The organism is Sphingopyxis sp., assembly GCF_025869345.1.
Taxonomy (GTDB): Bacteria; Pseudomonadota; Alphaproteobacteria; order Sphingomonadales; family Sphingomonadaceae; genus Sphingopyxis.
Genome location: NZ_JAOZVW010000050.1, coordinates 1 through 16,039 on the forward strand (window position 1 = coordinate 1; position 16,039 = coordinate 16,039).

General features: G+C 64.5%; 18 protein-coding genes and 1 pseudogene. 12 read left to right on the forward strand and 7 right to left on the reverse strand.

Translation table 11 applies throughout. The features are described from left to right. Window positions 1-71: 71 nt before the first annotated feature. Complete coding sequence (locus tag OJI97_RS05620) at window positions 72-962, reverse strand: LysR family transcriptional regulator (protein ID WP_297661936.1); 891 nt, start codon at window positions 960-962, stop codon at window positions 72-74. A 225-nt stretch (window positions 963-1,187) separates the two neighbouring features. Between OJI97_RS05620 and OJI97_RS05625 the strand changes: the two genes are divergently transcribed. The 8 genes from OJI97_RS05625 (at window position 1,188) to OJI97_RS05660 (ending at window position 9,021) form a co-directional block, all read left to right on the forward strand. Next, a complete protein-coding gene (locus tag OJI97_RS05625; RefSeq protein WP_297661938.1) occupies window positions 1,188-1,922 on the forward strand; it encodes an SDR family oxidoreductase in 735 nt (244 codons plus the stop codon). 50 nt (window positions 1,923-1,972) lie between these two features. Further along, complete coding sequence (locus tag OJI97_RS05630) at window positions 1,973-2,725, forward strand: SDR family NAD(P)-dependent oxidoreductase (protein WP_297661940.1); 753 nt, start codon at window positions 1,973-1,975, stop codon at window positions 2,723-2,725. Between the two features lie 32 nt (window positions 2,726-2,757). Continuing rightward, entirely contained in the window at window positions 2,758-3,357 is a 600-nt protein-coding gene (locus OJI97_RS05635) for an NAD(P)-binding domain-containing protein (RefSeq protein ID WP_297661942.1), read from the forward strand. Between the two features lie 89 nt (window positions 3,358-3,446). Then, window positions 3,447-4,259 carry an SDR family NAD(P)-dependent oxidoreductase gene (locus tag OJI97_RS05640; protein WP_297661944.1) on the forward strand — a complete coding sequence of 271 codons (813 nt, stop codon included), beginning with the start codon at window positions 3,447-3,449 and terminating at the stop codon, window positions 4,257-4,259. Window positions 4,260-5,152: 893 nt separating this feature from the next. Next, window positions 5,153-6,154 carry a zincin-like metallopeptidase domain-containing protein gene (locus OJI97_RS05645; RefSeq protein ID WP_297661946.1) on the forward strand — a complete coding sequence of 334 codons (1,002 nt, stop codon included), beginning with the start codon at window positions 5,153-5,155 and terminating at the stop codon, window positions 6,152-6,154. Continuing rightward, a complete protein-coding gene (locus OJI97_RS05650) occupies window positions 6,151-6,573 on the forward strand; it encodes a DUF2958 domain-containing protein (protein ID WP_184101418.1) in 423 nt (140 codons plus the stop codon). The genes OJI97_RS05645 and OJI97_RS05650 overlap by 4 nt, the downstream gene beginning before the upstream one ends. 85 nt (window positions 6,574-6,658) lie before the next feature. Continuing rightward, entirely contained in the window at window positions 6,659-8,410 is a 1,752-nt protein-coding gene (locus OJI97_RS05655; RefSeq protein WP_297661949.1) for a ParB N-terminal domain-containing protein, read from the forward strand. Between the two features lie 161 nt (window positions 8,411-8,571). Next, complete coding sequence (locus OJI97_RS05660) at window positions 8,572-9,021, forward strand: MucR family transcriptional regulator (RefSeq protein WP_297661951.1); 450 nt, start codon at window positions 8,572-8,574, stop codon at window positions 9,019-9,021. Between the two features lie 3 nt (window positions 9,022-9,024). On the opposite strand, the gene OJI97_RS05665 is transcribed toward OJI97_RS05660, so the two are convergent. Then, window positions 9,025-9,315, reverse strand: coding sequence for a hypothetical protein (locus OJI97_RS05665; RefSeq protein WP_297661953.1), 291 nt, complete (start codon window positions 9,313-9,315; stop codon window positions 9,025-9,027). A gap of 292 nt (window positions 9,316-9,607) precedes the next feature. On the opposite strand from OJI97_RS05665, the gene OJI97_RS05670 reads away from it, so the two are divergent. The 3 genes from OJI97_RS05670 (at window position 9,608) to rlxS (ending at window position 12,729) form a co-directional block, all read left to right on the forward strand. Continuing rightward, on the forward strand, window positions 9,608-9,928 hold the full coding sequence (locus OJI97_RS05670; RefSeq protein WP_184101424.1) for a DUF736 family protein: 321 nt from the start codon (window positions 9,608-9,610) through the stop codon (window positions 9,926-9,928). Between the two features lie 321 nt (window positions 9,929-10,249). Further along, window positions 10,250-10,414 (forward strand): hypothetical protein, encoded by a 165-nt coding sequence (locus OJI97_RS05675; protein WP_184101455.1) that lies wholly within the window; start codon window positions 10,250-10,252, stop codon window positions 10,412-10,414. A 326-nt stretch (window positions 10,415-10,740) separates the two neighbouring features. Then, window positions 10,741-12,729: a relaxase/mobilization nuclease RlxS gene (gene rlxS / locus OJI97_RS05680; RefSeq protein WP_297661955.1), complete on the forward strand. Its 1,989-nt coding sequence runs from the start codon at window positions 10,741-10,743 to the stop codon at window positions 12,727-12,729. Window positions 12,730-12,745: 16 nt separating this feature from the next. Here rlxS and OJI97_RS05685 read toward each other — a convergent pair whose 3' ends face one another. The 4 genes from OJI97_RS05685 to OJI97_RS05700 all read right to left on the reverse strand — a co-directional run bounded on the left by OJI97_RS05685 (window position 12,746) and on the right by OJI97_RS05700 (window position 15,419). After that, window positions 12,746-13,327: an RES family NAD+ phosphorylase gene (locus OJI97_RS05685; RefSeq protein WP_184101428.1), complete on the reverse strand. Its 582-nt coding sequence runs from the start codon at window positions 13,325-13,327 to the stop codon at window positions 12,746-12,748. Then, on the reverse strand, window positions 13,324-14,028 hold the full coding sequence (locus tag OJI97_RS05690) for a hypothetical protein (RefSeq protein WP_297661958.1): 705 nt from the start codon (window positions 14,026-14,028) through the stop codon (window positions 13,324-13,326). The genes OJI97_RS05685 and OJI97_RS05690 overlap by 4 nt, the downstream gene beginning before the upstream one ends. Before the next feature lie 85 nt (window positions 14,029-14,113). Next, complete coding sequence (locus OJI97_RS05695) at window positions 14,114-14,464, reverse strand: hypothetical protein (protein ID WP_184101432.1); 351 nt, start codon at window positions 14,462-14,464, stop codon at window positions 14,114-14,116. Between the two features lie 826 nt (window positions 14,465-15,290). Next, window positions 15,291-15,419, reverse strand: coding sequence for a hypothetical protein (locus tag OJI97_RS05700; protein ID WP_297662035.1), 129 nt, complete (start codon window positions 15,417-15,419; stop codon window positions 15,291-15,293). Here OJI97_RS05700 and OJI97_RS05705 point away from each other — a divergent pair. Continuing rightward, window positions 15,375-15,689: pseudogene (locus OJI97_RS05705) on the forward strand (MarR family transcriptional regulator); the annotation flags it as partial. The gene OJI97_RS05700 and the pseudogene OJI97_RS05705 sit on opposite strands and share 45 nt — an antisense overlap. A gap of 48 nt (window positions 15,690-15,737) precedes the next feature. On the opposite strand, the gene OJI97_RS05710 reads toward OJI97_RS05705, so the two are convergent. Then, window positions 15,738-15,941, reverse strand: a complete 204-nt coding sequence (locus OJI97_RS05710; RefSeq protein ID WP_184101436.1) for a hypothetical protein — start codon at window positions 15,939-15,941, stop codon at window positions 15,738-15,740. Window positions 15,942-16,039: the final 98 nt, after the last annotated feature.

Sequence of the window (16,039 nt, forward strand, 5' to 3'; positions counted from 1 at the left end):
GATCGCTGGGCCGCTTTACGTCGAGGCTAGCACCAATCCGCGGAGCGGTTCGTGCTTCGGCCAACTGCGCATCAGTCGCGCGACAGCCCCGCGAGAAGCGGAGCATGGGTGGCGAGCCTGCGGGATACGAACTCCGTGAACAGTCGCACGCGCTTTGTCTTGCGTGTCTCCCCCTGTGTAAGAGTCCAGAGCGTTCCGTACATGTGCAGGTCGGTGCCCGGCACCCTTGCCAGCAGGGGGTCGGCATCTCCGACGAAGCACGGCAGTGTCGTGATCCCGAGCCCTTGGCGTACGGCCGCAATCTCCGCCGCGGCGTCCGTGACCCTGAATGGAACCCCGGTGATACGAACCTCGCCTTCGTTGGCCCAATCCGGAATGCCGTGCATGCTGATGACGATCCACCGGAGGGGATCGGGCGTGCCTGCGCGCCATGCGGCCAGTCGATCGCGGGAGATGTAGACGCCGCCGAACAGCTCCGGCCCCTTCAGACCGTGAAGATTGAGCGGCAGGGTTTTGCGGTCGTAGACGACGCGAAGCGCGACGTCGGCCTCGCGGTTGGTCAGATTTGCCAGTTCGCCGGACGACAGGATTTCCATCTCGATTTCCGGATGGAGGCGCGCGAAATCGGCGAGGTCCGGCATGAGCAGATGTGTCGCAAGGAGCGGTGTCAACGTCACCCGCAACAGCCCGCGCACGCTCTGGTCGCGCCCGAACACGCGCGTCTCCAGCTGGAGCGACGACGTTTCCATCTGGGCGGCGAGCTCGAGAACCTCCTCGCCCGCCGCTGTCAGACGGTAGCCCGAAGGCAGTTTTTCGAACATCTGCACCCCGAGGCGTTCCTCGAGCTGGGCGATGCGTCGCAGCACGGTGGAGTGGTTCACCCCGAGGCGCCCAGCCGCTGACCGCACCGAGCCTTCACGCGCGATGGCGAGAAAATAGCGAACGTCATCCCAGTCGATCATGGTGCATTCCCGCGCCGCCAGCCGCATCATCCAAAACCTGCCCTAACATACTGAGCGATGGAATGCGCGCTTATCGCGGCGTTAAGCCGTCCGGCTGGATCGTTTTCGCACCACCGATGTGCGGGATTTCCTACTCACCGCCGGACTTCGGCAGCCCCATCTTCGGGGTCTCGGCGGACCTCCCGTCCGCTCAAACCCGAGACGGCGAAACAAGGACTGCATACTATGACCAGATTGAATGGAAAGACCGCCGTCATCACCGGCGGCGCTACCGGCATCGGCCTCGCCGCTGCAAAGCGCTTCATCGAGGAAGGCGCCTTTGTCTTCATCTTCGGCCGCCGACAGGATGCGCTCGACGCGGCCGTGGCAGAGCTTGGGCTCAATGCCCGGGCTGTGCAGGGCTCGGTTTCCGATGAGGCCGACCTCGACCGACTTTACGCAGCGGTGAAAGCCGAGCGCGGAAGCCTGGACATCATCTTCGCCAATGCCGGCGGGGGAAGCCAGCTCAAGCTCGGCGAGATCACCGCCGCGCACATCGACGAGACTTTCGACATCAATGTGAAGGGTACGATCTTCACGGTCCAGAAGGCGTTGCCGCTGATGGGCGAGGGCGGTTCGATCGTCCTGACCGGATCGAGCGCCGGCACGACGGGCGCTCCGGGATTTTCTGCCTACAGCGCAAGCAAGGCAGCCGTGCGCAATCTCGCGCGGACCTGGGCGGAGGAGCTGAAGGGCACCGGCATCCGGGTGAACGTGCTGTCGCCGGGGCCGACGGCGACCGAACTGGCCAAGGCAGCGCTCGGCGAGGAGGGTCAGAAGGCTTACGGCTCGATGACCGCGCTCCAGCGCATGGGGGATCCGGCGGAGATCGGGGCGGCGGCTGCCTTTCTCGCGTCATCGGACAGCAGCTTCATGACCGCCAGCGAACTCGCCGTCGACGGTGGGCTGGCACAACTCTGACCCCGTCGTGGTCCCATGCCTGGGGCCCACGCAACGAAGGATGAAGGACTATGAAAAAGCTGGAAGATAAGGTCGCCGTCATAACGGGCGGCAGCAGCGGGATCGGGTTGGCCACGGCCAAGCGCTTCGTGGAAGAAGGCGCGCATGTCGTGATCACCGGGCGAAGAGAGAAAGAGTTGGAGGCGGCCGCAACCTTCATCGGAGGAAACATTACGGCGGTCGTAGGCGACGTATCGCGCTTGGAAGATCTGGATAGGCTCTACGCGACCGTGCAAGAGAAGCATGGGCACATCGACATTCTTTTCGCGAACGCGGGCGCGGGGACGATTGCGCCGCTCGCGGCGGCTACCGAGGCCCATTTTGACCAGACCTTTGACGTAAACGTGAAGGGGCTGTTCTTCACGGTGCAGAAGGCCCTTCCCCTCTTCAAGGACGGCGGTTCGATTGTCCTGAATTCTTCGGTCTCGAACGTGTTGGGGCTTCCAGGTTTCAGCGCCTACGCCGCCAGCAAGGCGGCTGTGCGAAACTTCGCGCGTGCTTGGACACTGGAGCTGAAAGACCGCAGAATTCGGGTGAATGCCATGAGCCCCGGACCGATCGAAACTCCTGCCCTGGAGACAACGACGGGCCTTACGCCTGAGCAAGCCGAGCAAGCGGCCGCCCAATTCGCTTCGCAGATACCTATGGGCCGCAGAGGCAAGCCAGAGGAAATCGCGGCTGCCGTCACCTTCCTCGCCTCCGATGAAAGTTCTTACATCACCGGCGTGGATCTCGCCGTCGATGGAGGCATGGCGCAAGTCTGACCCCCGGCATCACACAAGATCGGAGAAATATTATGAATTATGCAATCATCGGCTTCGGCGAGATCGGCCAGACCCTGGCTAGGGCATTTGCCCGGCGCGGTATCGACGTATCCGTGGCAACTACGCGCGAGCCGGAGAGCTTTGCATCCGCCGCGGCCGCGATAGGACCCGAGATCACTCCCAAAACGCTCGCGGAAGCCGCCGAGGCGGACATCATCTTCCTGGCTGTCCGGTTCCAGTCGCACCCGGATGTCGCGCAGGCACTGCCCAGCTGGCAGGGGAAGATCATCGTCGATGTGACCAACGCATACGGCGTGTCCGATGAAGAACTGGGCGGGCAGCCTTCCGCCAAGGTCGTCGCTCAGGCCTTCGCCGGCGGTAGGCTGGTCAAGGGCTTCAACCACCTGGTCGCTGCCGTCCTCGACCAGAATCCGGCCGTCCATGGCGGCAAGAGGGTCGTGTTCCTGACGAGCGACGATGACGCTGCCGCCGAGGAGATTGCCGCGCTCGCGGGAAATCTTGGCTTCGCGCCGATCAAGCTTGGCGGGCTTTCGGAAGGTGGCCTGCTTGTGCAGGCGCACGGGAATAGCTGGGGCCATCTGATCTTCAAGGATCTGGTCAAGTTCGACTGACAGAAACGGATCCTCACCGGCAGGGACGACGTCGGAATGGGAGAAAATTCCATGTCAAACCGGACGATCAGTAAGCGAGAGAGAACAGCATGATCATCGATCTGACCGGCCGCAAGGCCATCGTTACCGGTTCCACCGCCGGCATCGGCCGCGCCACAGCAGAAGGGCTGGCACGCGCGGGCGCTGCGGTCGTCGTCAACGGCCGCGCCAACGCCCGCGTCGAGGATGCCGTGCGACAGATTCACCAGACAGTGCCCAATGCCCACATCACCGGCGTCGCCGCGGACATGGCGACGGCCGAAGGCGTGGCGGCGCTGATCGCCGCGGCGCCTGACGCCGACATCCTCGTCAACAACGTCGGGACCGCCCATATCCGCGAGTATCACGGCGTTGACGACATCGCCGCCATTCCCGATGAAGACTGGCTCGGCTTGTTCCAGCTCAACGTCATGAGCGGCGTGCGTGCGACGCGGCACTATCTGCCCCGGATGGTTGCGCGAGGCTGGGGCCGTGTCGTGTTCGTCAGTAGCGAATCGGCAGTCAACATTCCCAAGGAGATGCTCGACTACGGCATGACCAAGACCGCGCAGCTCGCGGTATCGCGCGGGTTCGCGGAGGCCGTGGCGGGCACCGGCGTGACGGTCAACGCCGTCCTGCCCGGTCCGACCCGCTCCGAAATACTCGGTGACCTCATGGCGAAGCAGGCGGAGGCGCAAGGCGTGACGCAGGACGAGGCCGAACGCGGCTTCCTTGCAGCGATGCGCCCCACCAGCCTGCTTGGCCGCTTCGCGACGACCGACGAGGTCGCCAACATGATCGTCTATGCTTGTTCCGAACAGGCATCGGCGACGAGCGGCGCGGCTTTGCGGGTCGAGGGTGGTGTGGTGCGCTTCGTCGGCTGATCGACCCGGCACCACACCGCGGCGACAAAACTTCACAACACAACAAACGTCCGCTCTCGCCAAGAGGCGACGTTTGTTCGTCGTCCGGACAGAGCCTTGAATTTGTCTTTCGACGAAGTGGGCTGTGCTGAAACCATGTCGCTTTCGAACATCCACTTTTGCGATTGCCCCAACAAGGAGCGGCCGGTCGGGAGACGGCCAGCCTTGCGCATAAACGGACAACCACCTGTTCAATGTGGAGTTTTCCACTTTGGGTAGAAGCTGCGATGCGTGATGAGTCGCAGGAACGGCGACTATGTCCCGTTCTCATTACATTAGGTTGCTCGAACACGGCTTGGCGTCTGAACGGATTGCCTGGCGCATCGACACCGGCGACCGCGCGAGGTCGAGGAGGCTCGCGGTTGGTGCCGCATCCTTCCCGATGTCGGGCGTGCCGATGTTCGGCGGGCGACTGATCCGGGCCTTGCGGGCGCCTCGCGCCTGCGGCGCGACCGCGCTCAGCTTCGCTTGGCCCCCCTTCGGCGCCACGCGAAGGCGGGCCGCACTGCGCGTGTCCCGCCCCGTCCGGGCTATGATCGCTGGCGCGGGGCCGGCGCTGCGCTCCGGCGTGTCGTCGCCGCGCTGAACGCGCGGCGGCGTCGTTTCGGGGCCTTCCCTCCGTCGCGCGGGTGAGCGGCGCGCCCTTCTGGGCGCGGCCCGGCGTCCCGCAAGCCGGCCCTTCGCGGCCGGCTCCTCCACTGTCGTTGCGGCCCTTGCCACCCCATCGCTTTGCGATGGGGCCCCGGCTGCGCGTGCAGGCCGCCTCCTGGCCGCGCCCGGCAGGTCGCATCTGCCGCCCACCCCCACGCCGGGGGAGGCCCATGCGGGTTTGGGGTGGCTCTTGGAGGACAGCCATGTGCCAGACCAGCAAGCGCCGCGCAAGCCGCGAGGATAGAGGGGCCAAGCCCCCGGCGCCGCGCACCAATCTCTACGATGACGTCACCCGCCGCATCATCGCCGAACTCGAAGCGGGCCGCTTTCCTTGGGTTCAGCCTTGGGGACGCCCTGAAGGCAAGGGCGGCGGCGCTGGCCCCGGAATCCCGCGCAATGCGCTCACCGGCCGCCGCTATTCCGGCGTCAATGTCCTCATTCTCTGGGGCGCGGTGATTGAGCAGGACTGGCCGTCGCAAGGCTGGCTGACCTTTCGGCAGGCGCTGCAAGCGGGCGGCGCCGTCCGCAAGGGCGAGCGCGGCACCACCGTGGTCTATGCCGACCGCTTCACCCCTGAGGCCGAGAAGGAACGCGCGCGCCAGAGCGGCGACGAGGCCAAGAGCATCGCCTTCCTCAAACGCTTCACCCTGTTCAACGTCGCGCAATGCGAAGGGCTGCGCCCCGGCCTCGCCGTCGACCCCGCACCGCTTCCCGAACGCGAGATCGTGCCGGTCGCCGAAGCCGTCATCGCCGCGTCGGGGGTCGATTTTCGCATCGGCGGCGACAAGGCGTTTTACGTCCCGAGCGAGGATTATGTGCAGGTGCCGCCGCAGCCGGCTTTCTTCGAGCAGGTGAACTATTATCGCACGGCGCTTCACGAACTTTGTCATGCCAGCGGCCATGTCTCGCGGCTTGACCGCAAGTTGATGAACGGGTTCGGCAGCAAGGACTATGCCCGCGAGGAACTGGTTGCCGAAATGGGCAGCGCCTTCCTTTGCGCCGCGCTCGGCATCGTCCCGACCGTGCGCCATGCTGACTATCTGGCATCGTGGCTGGCCGTGCTGCGCGAGGATAATCGCGCGATCTTCCGCGCCGCGAGCCAAGCCAGCAAAGCCGCCGACTGGTTGCTCGCGCGCCATGCCTGTCCTGAGCAAGGTCGAAGGGCCGAGGCGCAAGACCGCCAAGACGGAAGGGCGGCGGCATGATGCTCCTGACCCCCGAACTCCACGCCGCGCTGCGCGCCAACGCCGCCGCGCATCACGACGCGCTCCAGCAGGGATTGACCGAACCCGACCCCTTTCCGGTGATCAAATTCTTCAATCCGGTCGGCGCCGCGACATGGCTCGCGACCGAACTCTACGCCGATGGCGACACGCTGTTCGGATTGGCCGACCTTGGGTTCGGCTGCCCCGAACTCGGGGTGTTCAGTCTGTCCGAACTGGCGGGGATCCGCTTGCCCTTCGGCCTCGGCATCGAGCGCGATGTCGGCTTTGCGACGGCGCACCGGCTGTCGACATGGGCGGCCTGGTCGCGCCGCGCCGGTTCGATCCTGCTTGCCGAAACCCTGCTTCGCCGCGCGTCCGACGCGGTGAACGACGACGAGATTCCGCCAAGCGGCGGATAACGTGCGGCGCGTTTCGCCGCCAATCCTAGCCGGTCCCGCCCCGCTTCAAGACAAGACGGGACCGGCGCTCACGAGGAGCAAGACCATGAGACTCTCTTTTATCGACCTTGGCAAGCTGTCGATCAGCAAGGCCAATATGCGCTACGCGAAAAAAGCGCCCGACGTGTCCGACATTCTCCCGACCGTCCGCGCGCGCGGCGTTCTCGTGCCGCTGATCGTCCGCCCGAATTGTGCGCCCGATGGCTATGAGATCGTCGCGGGTGCGCGGCGCTTCACCGCCGCGCAAATCGTCGCCACCGAAAGCGGCACCGCCGACCCGCTGCCGTGCGCCATTCTCGAGGATGGCGACGATGCCGACGCGATCGAGGCGTCGATGATCGAAAATCTCGCGCGGCTCGCGCCCGACGAGGTGACGCGCTGGGAAAATTTCGTGCGGCTGGTCCGCGAAGGCCGCGACGAGGCGGACATTTCGGCAACCTTCGGAATGCCCGAACTGGCGGTGAAGCGCATCCTCGCGCTCGGCAATCTCTTGCCGCGTATCCGCGACCTTTACCGTAAGGAAAAGATCGACGCCGCGACCGTTCGCCATCTGACCTTGGCGAGCAAGGGCCAGCAAAAGGCGTGGCTGACGCTGTTCGACGACGCCGACGCCTATTGTCCGACCGGACGCCAATTGAAGGCGTGGCTGTTCGGCGGCGACGAGATCGGCACCGACAAGGCGCTGTTCGACATTGGCGATTACAAGGGCCAGATCGTCAGCGACCTGTTCGGCAAGGAGCAATATTTTGCCGATAGCGATGCCTTCTGGGCCGCACAAAATGCGGTGATCGAGGCGCGCCGCGAGGATTATCTCGACGCCGGATGGCCCGATGTCGTGATCGTCCCGCGCGGCGAATATTTCTCGGCATGGGAGTATCGCAAAGCGCCCAAGCGCAAGGGCGGGCGCGTCTATGTCGAGGTGCGGAGCAACGGCGAAGTGACCTTCCACGAGGGCTATGTCACGTCGAAGGAAGCGAAACGGCTCGAACGCGGCGAAGCCATCGACAGCGGCCCCAAGGCACCGCGCCCCGAAGTCACCGGCACTTGCCAAACCTATATCGACCTGCACCGCCACGCCGCCGTGCGCGCCGCGCTTTGCCATCATCCCAAGGTCGCGCTGCGCTTGATGGTCGCTCATGCGATTGTCGGGTCGCCGCTGTGGAAAGTTCAGCCCGAACCGCAGACGACGCGGAACGACGCGGTGCGTGAGAGCGTCGAAATCTGCCGCGCCGAAGCGGCATTCGACGAGAAACGGCGTGCGGTTCTCGCCTTGCTCGACTTCTCGCCCGAAGAGCCGACCGTTACCGGCGGCAATGCCAACGGCACTGGCCTTGTCGGCGTCTTCCTGCGCTTGCTCGACTTGCCCGACCGCGCGGTGATGGACGTGATCGTCATCGCCATCGGCGAGAGCCTCGCCAGCGGCAGCGCCGCCGTCGAGGCGGTCGGGCTGGAGATCGGCGTCGATATGGCGCGTTTTTGGCAGGCCGACGACGCCTTTTTCGAATGTCTGCGCGACAAGGAGGTGCTGACCCGCATCACCGCCGAAGTTGCAGGCGAAGAGGTCGCGACCGCCAATGCGAAGGAGCCGGGCAAGGTCTTGAAACGCATCGTTCGCGACCATCTGGATGGTGCGAACGGACGGCCCAAGGTCGAGCAGTGGGTGCCGAAATGGATGACCTTCCCGCCGTCCGCCTACACCGCGCGCGGCGGTGTCGGCAGCGTCACCGCCCACGCCAAGGCGCAGGCGGCGCGCGCCGACAACCAACCCGAGCCGCAGCCCGAGCGCGAAGCCGCATAGCATGGAGGCGGGCAGCGGCGCGGCCGCCGCCCGTTTCCTCACCCGAAAATCGCGCCGCGCCGCGCGACCGCAAGCGGTCGCGCGGCGCGGTTTTATTTGCGGATCAAAGCATTTCCCCCGTTGCCGGCGCCTTGCTACACGCGAAGCGAAGGAGAGACGTGATGGCGGACGAACTTCATGAAACATTACTGGCGCTCACCGCCGATATTGTTGCGGCGCATGTATCGAACAACAGCGTTGGCATGGCCGACTTGCCGACGCTGATCGGCAATGTTCACGCCGCGCTCGCCGGTCTCGGGACGCCCGCCGAGGCACCGGTCGAAGAACAGAAACCCGCTGTCTCGATCCGCGCTTCGGTCAAGCCCGACCATATCATCTGCCTCGAGGACGGGAAGAAGTTCACGACGCTCAAGCGGCATCTGATGACCGATCATGGCCTGACGCCGCAGGATTATCGCACCAAATGGGGGCTCGCCGCCGACTATCCGCTGACCGCCCCGGACTATTCGGAGCGGCGCAAGGCGCTCGCCAAGGCCATCGGTCTCGGTCGCAAGCCCGCTGTCAAGCCCGTGGTCCGGCGCCCGCGCGCGAAGAAGACGCCCGCCGCCTGACGCTTATTTCGCGCGGTGGCGGGTCACGGTTCGGCCGTTCCCGCATAAGGTGCAGGTGTCGCGAATGCGCTCGAAGCCGCGCGTCCCGCCGAGCGCGCGGGTGACGACATTGGCCTGCGCGGGAACCGACAGGCTGAGCCGATCGGTGACGCAGCCGTCGCACACCGCCGCGCCATCGAGCCGCATGATCAGCCGTTCGATCTGCCCCGCTATCGTCGTTCCACCCGTCATCATGCCGTCGCCATAGGCGCGGTTCGGCGCGCACGAAAGCCGTGATGCTCCGTCGGGACTCATCGCCGGGCACTCCTGCCGCCGCGCGCATCCATATCTTCACTGGCCGCCCGACCCATCGCCGGCTCCTGGGGCGCAGACCTGGGACGACCGCGCCCCCCGCGAAACCATCGCGCGGAGCTGATGTCCCCGCGCCGCCAGGGCGGCGCTCCTCGCGGCCGCTTCGCTTCAAATCAGCCCCGCGCTTCCGGTCCTCCGCTACGCTGCGGCCTTCGGTTCGCGGCGCGCGCGGCCGTCCCTTCGGTCCGCTCATCGCCCGGCAACGGGTCGGGCGAGCTTGAGAAGGAGTATGGAAATGCCCGCAATCGGTCATGTGCAGCGCCAGGACGACGGTTCGTTCCGCGGCGCCTTGAAGACGCTTTCGGTCAACGCCGAGATCGTCATTCTTCCCAACCGCGGCAAGACCGGCGACCAGCCCGACTACCGCATCTTGTCCTCGGGTGTCGAACTGGGTGGCGGCTGGGTTCGCACCGGTGAGGTCTCCTGCCGCGAATATATCCGGCTCGCCATGTCGGCGCCCGAACTCGGCGGCCGCACCCTCTACGCCAACCTCGGCCGCGCCGCCGGTCAGGATGATGATGACGCCTTCGCCATCATCTGGAATCCCGGCGACTGAGCCGAACCGCCCCGCGCCGGCCCTCCGGCGCGGGGCTTTTCTTTGCTTTTCCTTGGCCGTCTCGGGGACAAATCATCGCCGCGCGCCATCCGAGAGGATGGAAATCCGCTCAGCAATGTCGAGCATCCGGCGGCGAACGGGCTGCGTCAAGGATCGACGGTGCCCCCAATTTTGCCGCCGTCTCCGCTGCGCTTCGCTCCACTCCGCCGACAACAAAATCGGCACCCCCATCGTCCGCTACGCGGCCGCTTCGCGGTCCTGGACCCAGCCCGCCCGCCACCGGGCGAGGCTTCATCTTTCACGAAGATGAGGAGATGAACCATGTCGATCGAACAGCAAATCGAGGAACTGCGCGCGGAGCTTTCATGGTGCGACGATGCGGCCGAGCGGCGCCAGATCGAGGCCGAATTGCGGACAATCGAAACGCAATGGAAGCGGCGCAACCGGGCGCAGCAATGTGACGATCAGGTCTGTCGGCATCGATGATCCGGCGGCCCTTGGGGCAGGTTTCGGGAGTGGCGTCGGCGGGCGTCGCTCCCCTTTTTTGATCGCAGGGGGAGGCGGGAATAGCGGTGGGGGAGGGGATTGGCGCAGGGCAAGATATAAAGCTACGGCACTGTCCGCCCATGCGCACAGTGCCTAAGCTATTGTCTGCACATCGTTTTTAGAAAGAAGGAAACGGTGCCGCCGCGCTGGCGACGGTGCCAAAACACCGGGAATTGGCGGTTTTCCGTCCTATTCGGCGGCACCGATTTTCATGTCTCCGGGCCGCGCGCATGATCGGGCTTTCTCTCCTATCGAAGGCGCCGATCATGCCCACCAGCGACGATTTTGAACCGCGGCTTGGCCGCCTTGGCGACAAGGGCCAGAAGCCGCGCCCCCGCAAGTTCCTCTCGCGCGTGATTGCCGCCGCCAATCTCGCGCGCGGCGGCGCACCCGGTCGCGCCCGGCAGTCGGCGTTTACCGGCAGCCGCATCGGACGCGGCGCCGGCGTCGGTCGCGTCCTGTCATCGCGCGACCGCTTCACCGCCTTTCGTCAGCGCCGCGCCATCGTCAAGGTTCGCACCGTCAAACTGGGCGGAAACGGCTTCGAGGGCGCCAAGGCGCATCTGCGCTATGTCGAGCGCGACGGTACGACGCGCGAGGGCGGGCGAGGGCAGCTTTATAGCGCCGACAGCGACGCGGTGGACCGTAATGCCTGGCTCGAACCGGCAAAGGACGATCGTCACCAATTCCGTTTCATCGTCAGTGCGGAGGACGGCATGGAATATGACGACCTCAAACCGCTGACCCGAAGGCTGATGCAGCGCGTCGAAGAGGATTTGGGAACGAAGCTCGATTGGGTGGCGGTCGATCACTACAACACCGGCCACCCGCATACCCATATCATCGTGCGCGGGAAGGACGAGCGCGGCAAGGATTTGATTATCGCGCGCGACTACATCAGCCACGGTCTGCGCGAGCGCGCCAGCGAATTGGTCGATCTCGACCTTGGCCCGCGCACCGACCATGCGATCGAGCAGCGGCTTCGCGCCGAGATCGAGCAGGAACGGTTGACCAGCATCGACCGCGCGATGCTGCGCGAGGCCGACAAGGACATATTTGTCAGTTCCAACGCGCGCGGCGCGTTCGATCAGGCTATTCGCATGGGGCGGCTCAAGAAGCTCGAACGTCTCGGGCTGGCGACCCGCCACGGCGCGGCGCATTGGCGGCTCGCCCCCGACCTTGCCGACACGCTGCGCCGCATGGGCGAGCGAGGCGATATTATCCGCACCATGCAGCGTGCCTATGCGGCCCGCGGAAACGCACCCGCGCTGGTCGATCAAGTCATCTATGATCCGACCGCACCCGATGTCCGCCCGCTTGTCGGCCGCATCGTCGAGCGCGGGCTGTCCGATGAATATGCCGACCGTCATTATATCGTCGTCGAGGCGATCGACGGGCGCATCCATTATGCCGAGATCGGCAGGGGCGAGGCCGTCGGCCCGATTCCGAAAGATGCTATCGTGCAGATCGAGCCGCGCAGCAGCAGCGGTGTTCGCTCCGTCGACCGCACGATTGCCGAAGTCGCCGCCGCCAATGGTGGGCGCTACACGATCGACGGGCATTTGCGGCACGACCCGACCGCGAGCGAACCATTTTCCGAAACCCATGTCCGCAGGCTCGAAGCGATGCGGCGCGTGACTCGCAGCGTCGAGCGCGAACCCGATGGGAGCTGGATCATCACGCCCGACCATCTGGACAAGGTGGAGCAGTTCGAGGCACGCCAGCTTCGCGACCGTCCCGTCACCGTCGAAACGCTGTCGGCGTTGCCGCTCGACAAGCTGCCGGGGGCCGAGGCCGCGACGTGGCTCGACCGGGAATTGGTCGCTGATAATCCGGCGCCGCTTCGCGATGCCGGTTTCGGGCGCGAGGTCCGCGCCGCGCAGACCTTGCGGCGGCAATGGCTGGTCGCCGAGCAGCTTGCCGAGGAACAGGATGGGCGAACCGTCTATCGCCCCAATATGCTCGCGTCGCTCCAACGTCGCGAATTGCTGCGCGTCGCGGATCAGCTATCGAGCGAGGTCGGCAAGCCCTTCGCCGAAGCGAAACTGCAGGAGCCGATTCAGGGTCGGCTAGTCCGCGCCGTCGATATGACTAGCGGGCGTCATGCGCTGGTCGAACGGTCGCGAGATTTTGTTCTGGTTCCGTGGCGTCCGGTGATGGATCGGCACATCGGCAAGAGCGTATCGGGCATCGTGCGTGACGGCGGCATAGGCTGGACGTTCGGACGGCAGCGCAGCGGACCGAGTATTTCGTGAACAGCTTGCCTTGTTGCTATTGCCTGATTTGCACGTTGAGCGATTGCAACGCGGATTGCAGTCCGCCGATACGGAGCAGTTCGACAACGGGACAGGCGGGATCGAGCTTCGATGTGACGGCGCGATCATAGATAGCGACACATTCGGCATTGGTTATGCGCGACATATAGGCAATGCCATCAAAATCCGTGCGGTCATAGAGTTGCTTGCTGAACTTTCGTCCGGCTTGCTGCGCCCGTCCGCGCACGGCGTCGGTCGGAATACCCAGTCGGCTCGCGCCGCTTGTGCGGAGGTCGAGCAGCTTGAGCGGCGCGAGCGAAACCATCTGCGCGACGACTTGCTCTTGTAGATCGGCTTCGAGCAATACACGCTTCTTTCTGCCTTGGAACCGATCGCGAATGACCTTTTCGGCAAGCGCCGTGGGGAGGTCTTGCGCGGCATATAAGATCGTGAAGCTGTGGTTCGGGCTTGAGAAGCGCGTCTCGCCATGACCCATGCCGGTCGGCGTGGCGCGATGCCGCGCTTCCATCACCCGGAGATAGCCGGTCACATCGATGGCGACGGCCAGCTCGCGCAATATCGCCGAATCGAAACTCACGGATGCTCGAAGATGGTCCGGGCCGCTTCGACGACCGCATCCTTGCGATCCTGCTTGAGCAGGTCGATCGGCCGCTTGTTCGCGAGCAGCGGGCTTTGCTGGACGAGCCAGAGCCAGGCGCGGCGGGGATGGCCGACGATCTTGAGAACATCGGCAATGCCCTCGACAGGGCGGCCGTCCACGAACTGTTCGAGCGGGAAAGCGTGCTTGCGCGCGCCGGCGAGCAGCGCGACGACTTGTCCGCGCTTCTGCCAGTCATGAAGAGTCGAGCGGGCGATGCCGCGTTCATGGAGCGCGCTCGAACCGGCGACCGGCCCGGCCCATTCTTCGAGCGGCGCCTTAGTCGCATAGTCGGAGAGGCGGCGGCGACCTTCCTCAAGGTCGATCAATTCTCCAAAACCAGCGCCCTTGCGCGGTTCGACTTTGGTGGGGTCGGGAATGACGAGCCGTCCGGCTGGCGCATCATCGCGCGCCAGCGCGGCTATCATGTCGGCGACATCGGCGCTCTTGTTCTTGAGCCGCTTCTGCTGCGCGGGGGGGAGCGCAACGACAGCCGCCGCAACGGCGGCCACAATCTGCGCGGTGTTCGCGACGACTGTCTTGGCAAGGCCGGGCTGGCGCGTCAGTGCTTCGCTGACTTCGCTCGCCACCAACCGGCGCAGACCGGCACGGGCATCGGCATTCTGAAACTGAGTCGCCATGTTCGTCGTTCCTTCCAGAACCGATATAGGATCAAACTCCCATTTTGTCCAGAATGTCCGATATGTACAAATTGAGCCGTTAAATTCATATCATTTGATCCAAGGCCGTCATCGTCTCGGCCAGAAGCCGCTTGAGCGACAAAAGGCTCGCCCCGAGAGACATTTCGGGCCGCTCTGCCATGAGCATTAGAGCTTTCAGGACAGCGTTAGACTCACGCGCCAACAAAACGAGATGAACTCCGCTCGGGGCGTTCGTCCCACTCAGCCAGTTTTTGGCCGTGCGCGCGCTCACGCCCGTCCATTGTGTAATGATCTTTGCGCCGTTTCGCGCCGATCCAAATTCGACCTTCAACGCCGATGCGATCACCTGCGCAAACTCCTCGTCCGTTAAGATCGCGCGACCAATTGGAAAAGAACTTCCCTCCTTTGGCGACATGTTGCCTCTCCTTTCCTGTTAGGGAGCGTCAGCAGGCAACCAGAAAGCAATCGATCAATACCAGGGCATATCAATGGTAATTGAGTGGACGACAGGAAAGGGTCGGCCGGGCGATGATCGGCCACCAAGGCGGGCAGCCGAATATGTCCGTATGGAGCCTTCGACCATCCGGACGCCGTGCAGGCGCCACCGCAACGGCGCGATCGGGAAATTACATCAATTTAATCCACGCAAGATGTGCGAGGTCATGCCGCGACAAGCACGGCTGGAGACTCGCAAAGCCAGCGCACGGACTCGAAATGGGCCGCAGCACAACGCACGGATCGATCCGATCTAACGCCGATATCGAGAATCTCTCCATTTCGCGGCGACGCCGCAGCCGATCCGGTGGCAAGTTGGCACAGTTCTCATGACCATCGCTGATCTCATGGCGGCTTCGCGCGCATGTTCGAGAGCCATAGGGAATTGCAGCGTGTTCCAAATAGCCGCTTATTTGCGCTGGGAAAATCCGGGCATCTCAGGCCGGCGGCTGGCGCGCTTGGCGCCGATCGCGCCAGAATGGATGTAAACGCCGCAGAAACCATGCTAGAAATCGGACATAAATGCTGCGTCATTTCGGGGGAAAGGGCAACGCATGGGGGACATAGGCACTGAAACCGGCTCGCGGGATGGCGATCTCTACGCGCGTCTCGACGAACTCGAACTCATGGTGCGGAGGCTGATGGGAGGTGTGTCCATTCCATCCGCTGCCGGCGCTTCCTTCCAACCGCTCGCAGCGGACCATCATCACAGCGGACACGCGCACCGCGAGCCCGCGACAAGACCCTCATTCGGAAGCCTCGCGCACGCTCCCGTCGATGGCCGGCACGGCGATGCTGGTCCCAGAGGTTTCGACAGCGGCCGCGCGAAGCTGGTTCGCAGGCTCATTCGCAAGCGCCGGCAGCGCGAACAGCATTTCCCGTCCGACCTGTTTGCCGATCCCGCTTGGGACATGATGCTCGATCTCTACGCTGCGCACTATGAACGGCGCGAAATATCGGTATCGAGCCTCTGCATCGCGGCGGCGGTTCCGGCGACGACGGCGCTGCGCTGGATCAAGACGATGGTCGAGGACGGGCGCTTCGTGCGCGTTGCCGATCCTGATGACGGGCGGCGGATTATCGTGAGCCTCGCCGACGATACGCGCTGCCGGCTCGACGAATATTTCGACAATTTCGAGGACTGACCCCGGCATCTGAACAGTACGCGCGCCGGAGCCACGCGCCGCGCAGCGTCAATTCATGAAAAGATTGCGCCGTAGCCGCTCGATTTCCTCTTCGCTCGGGGCTTCGCCGAGTTCGCGATTGAGACGATCGATCGCCGGACTGAGGTCGGCCGCGGTGCGGCTGTCGCCCAGCTTGTCGAGACGAAGCATCTGCTCGACCAGCGTATCGCGGATCGCGCGGACGGCCCGCAACCTCTCGATATCCTCCGCCATAATGCCCTGCGCCTTGTCGGCCTCTCGTCCAGACCAGCCAAGTGCTGATGGCGAGGCGCGCGGCAGATAGCAAACTAAGCGGCAAGCGAAAACATCTT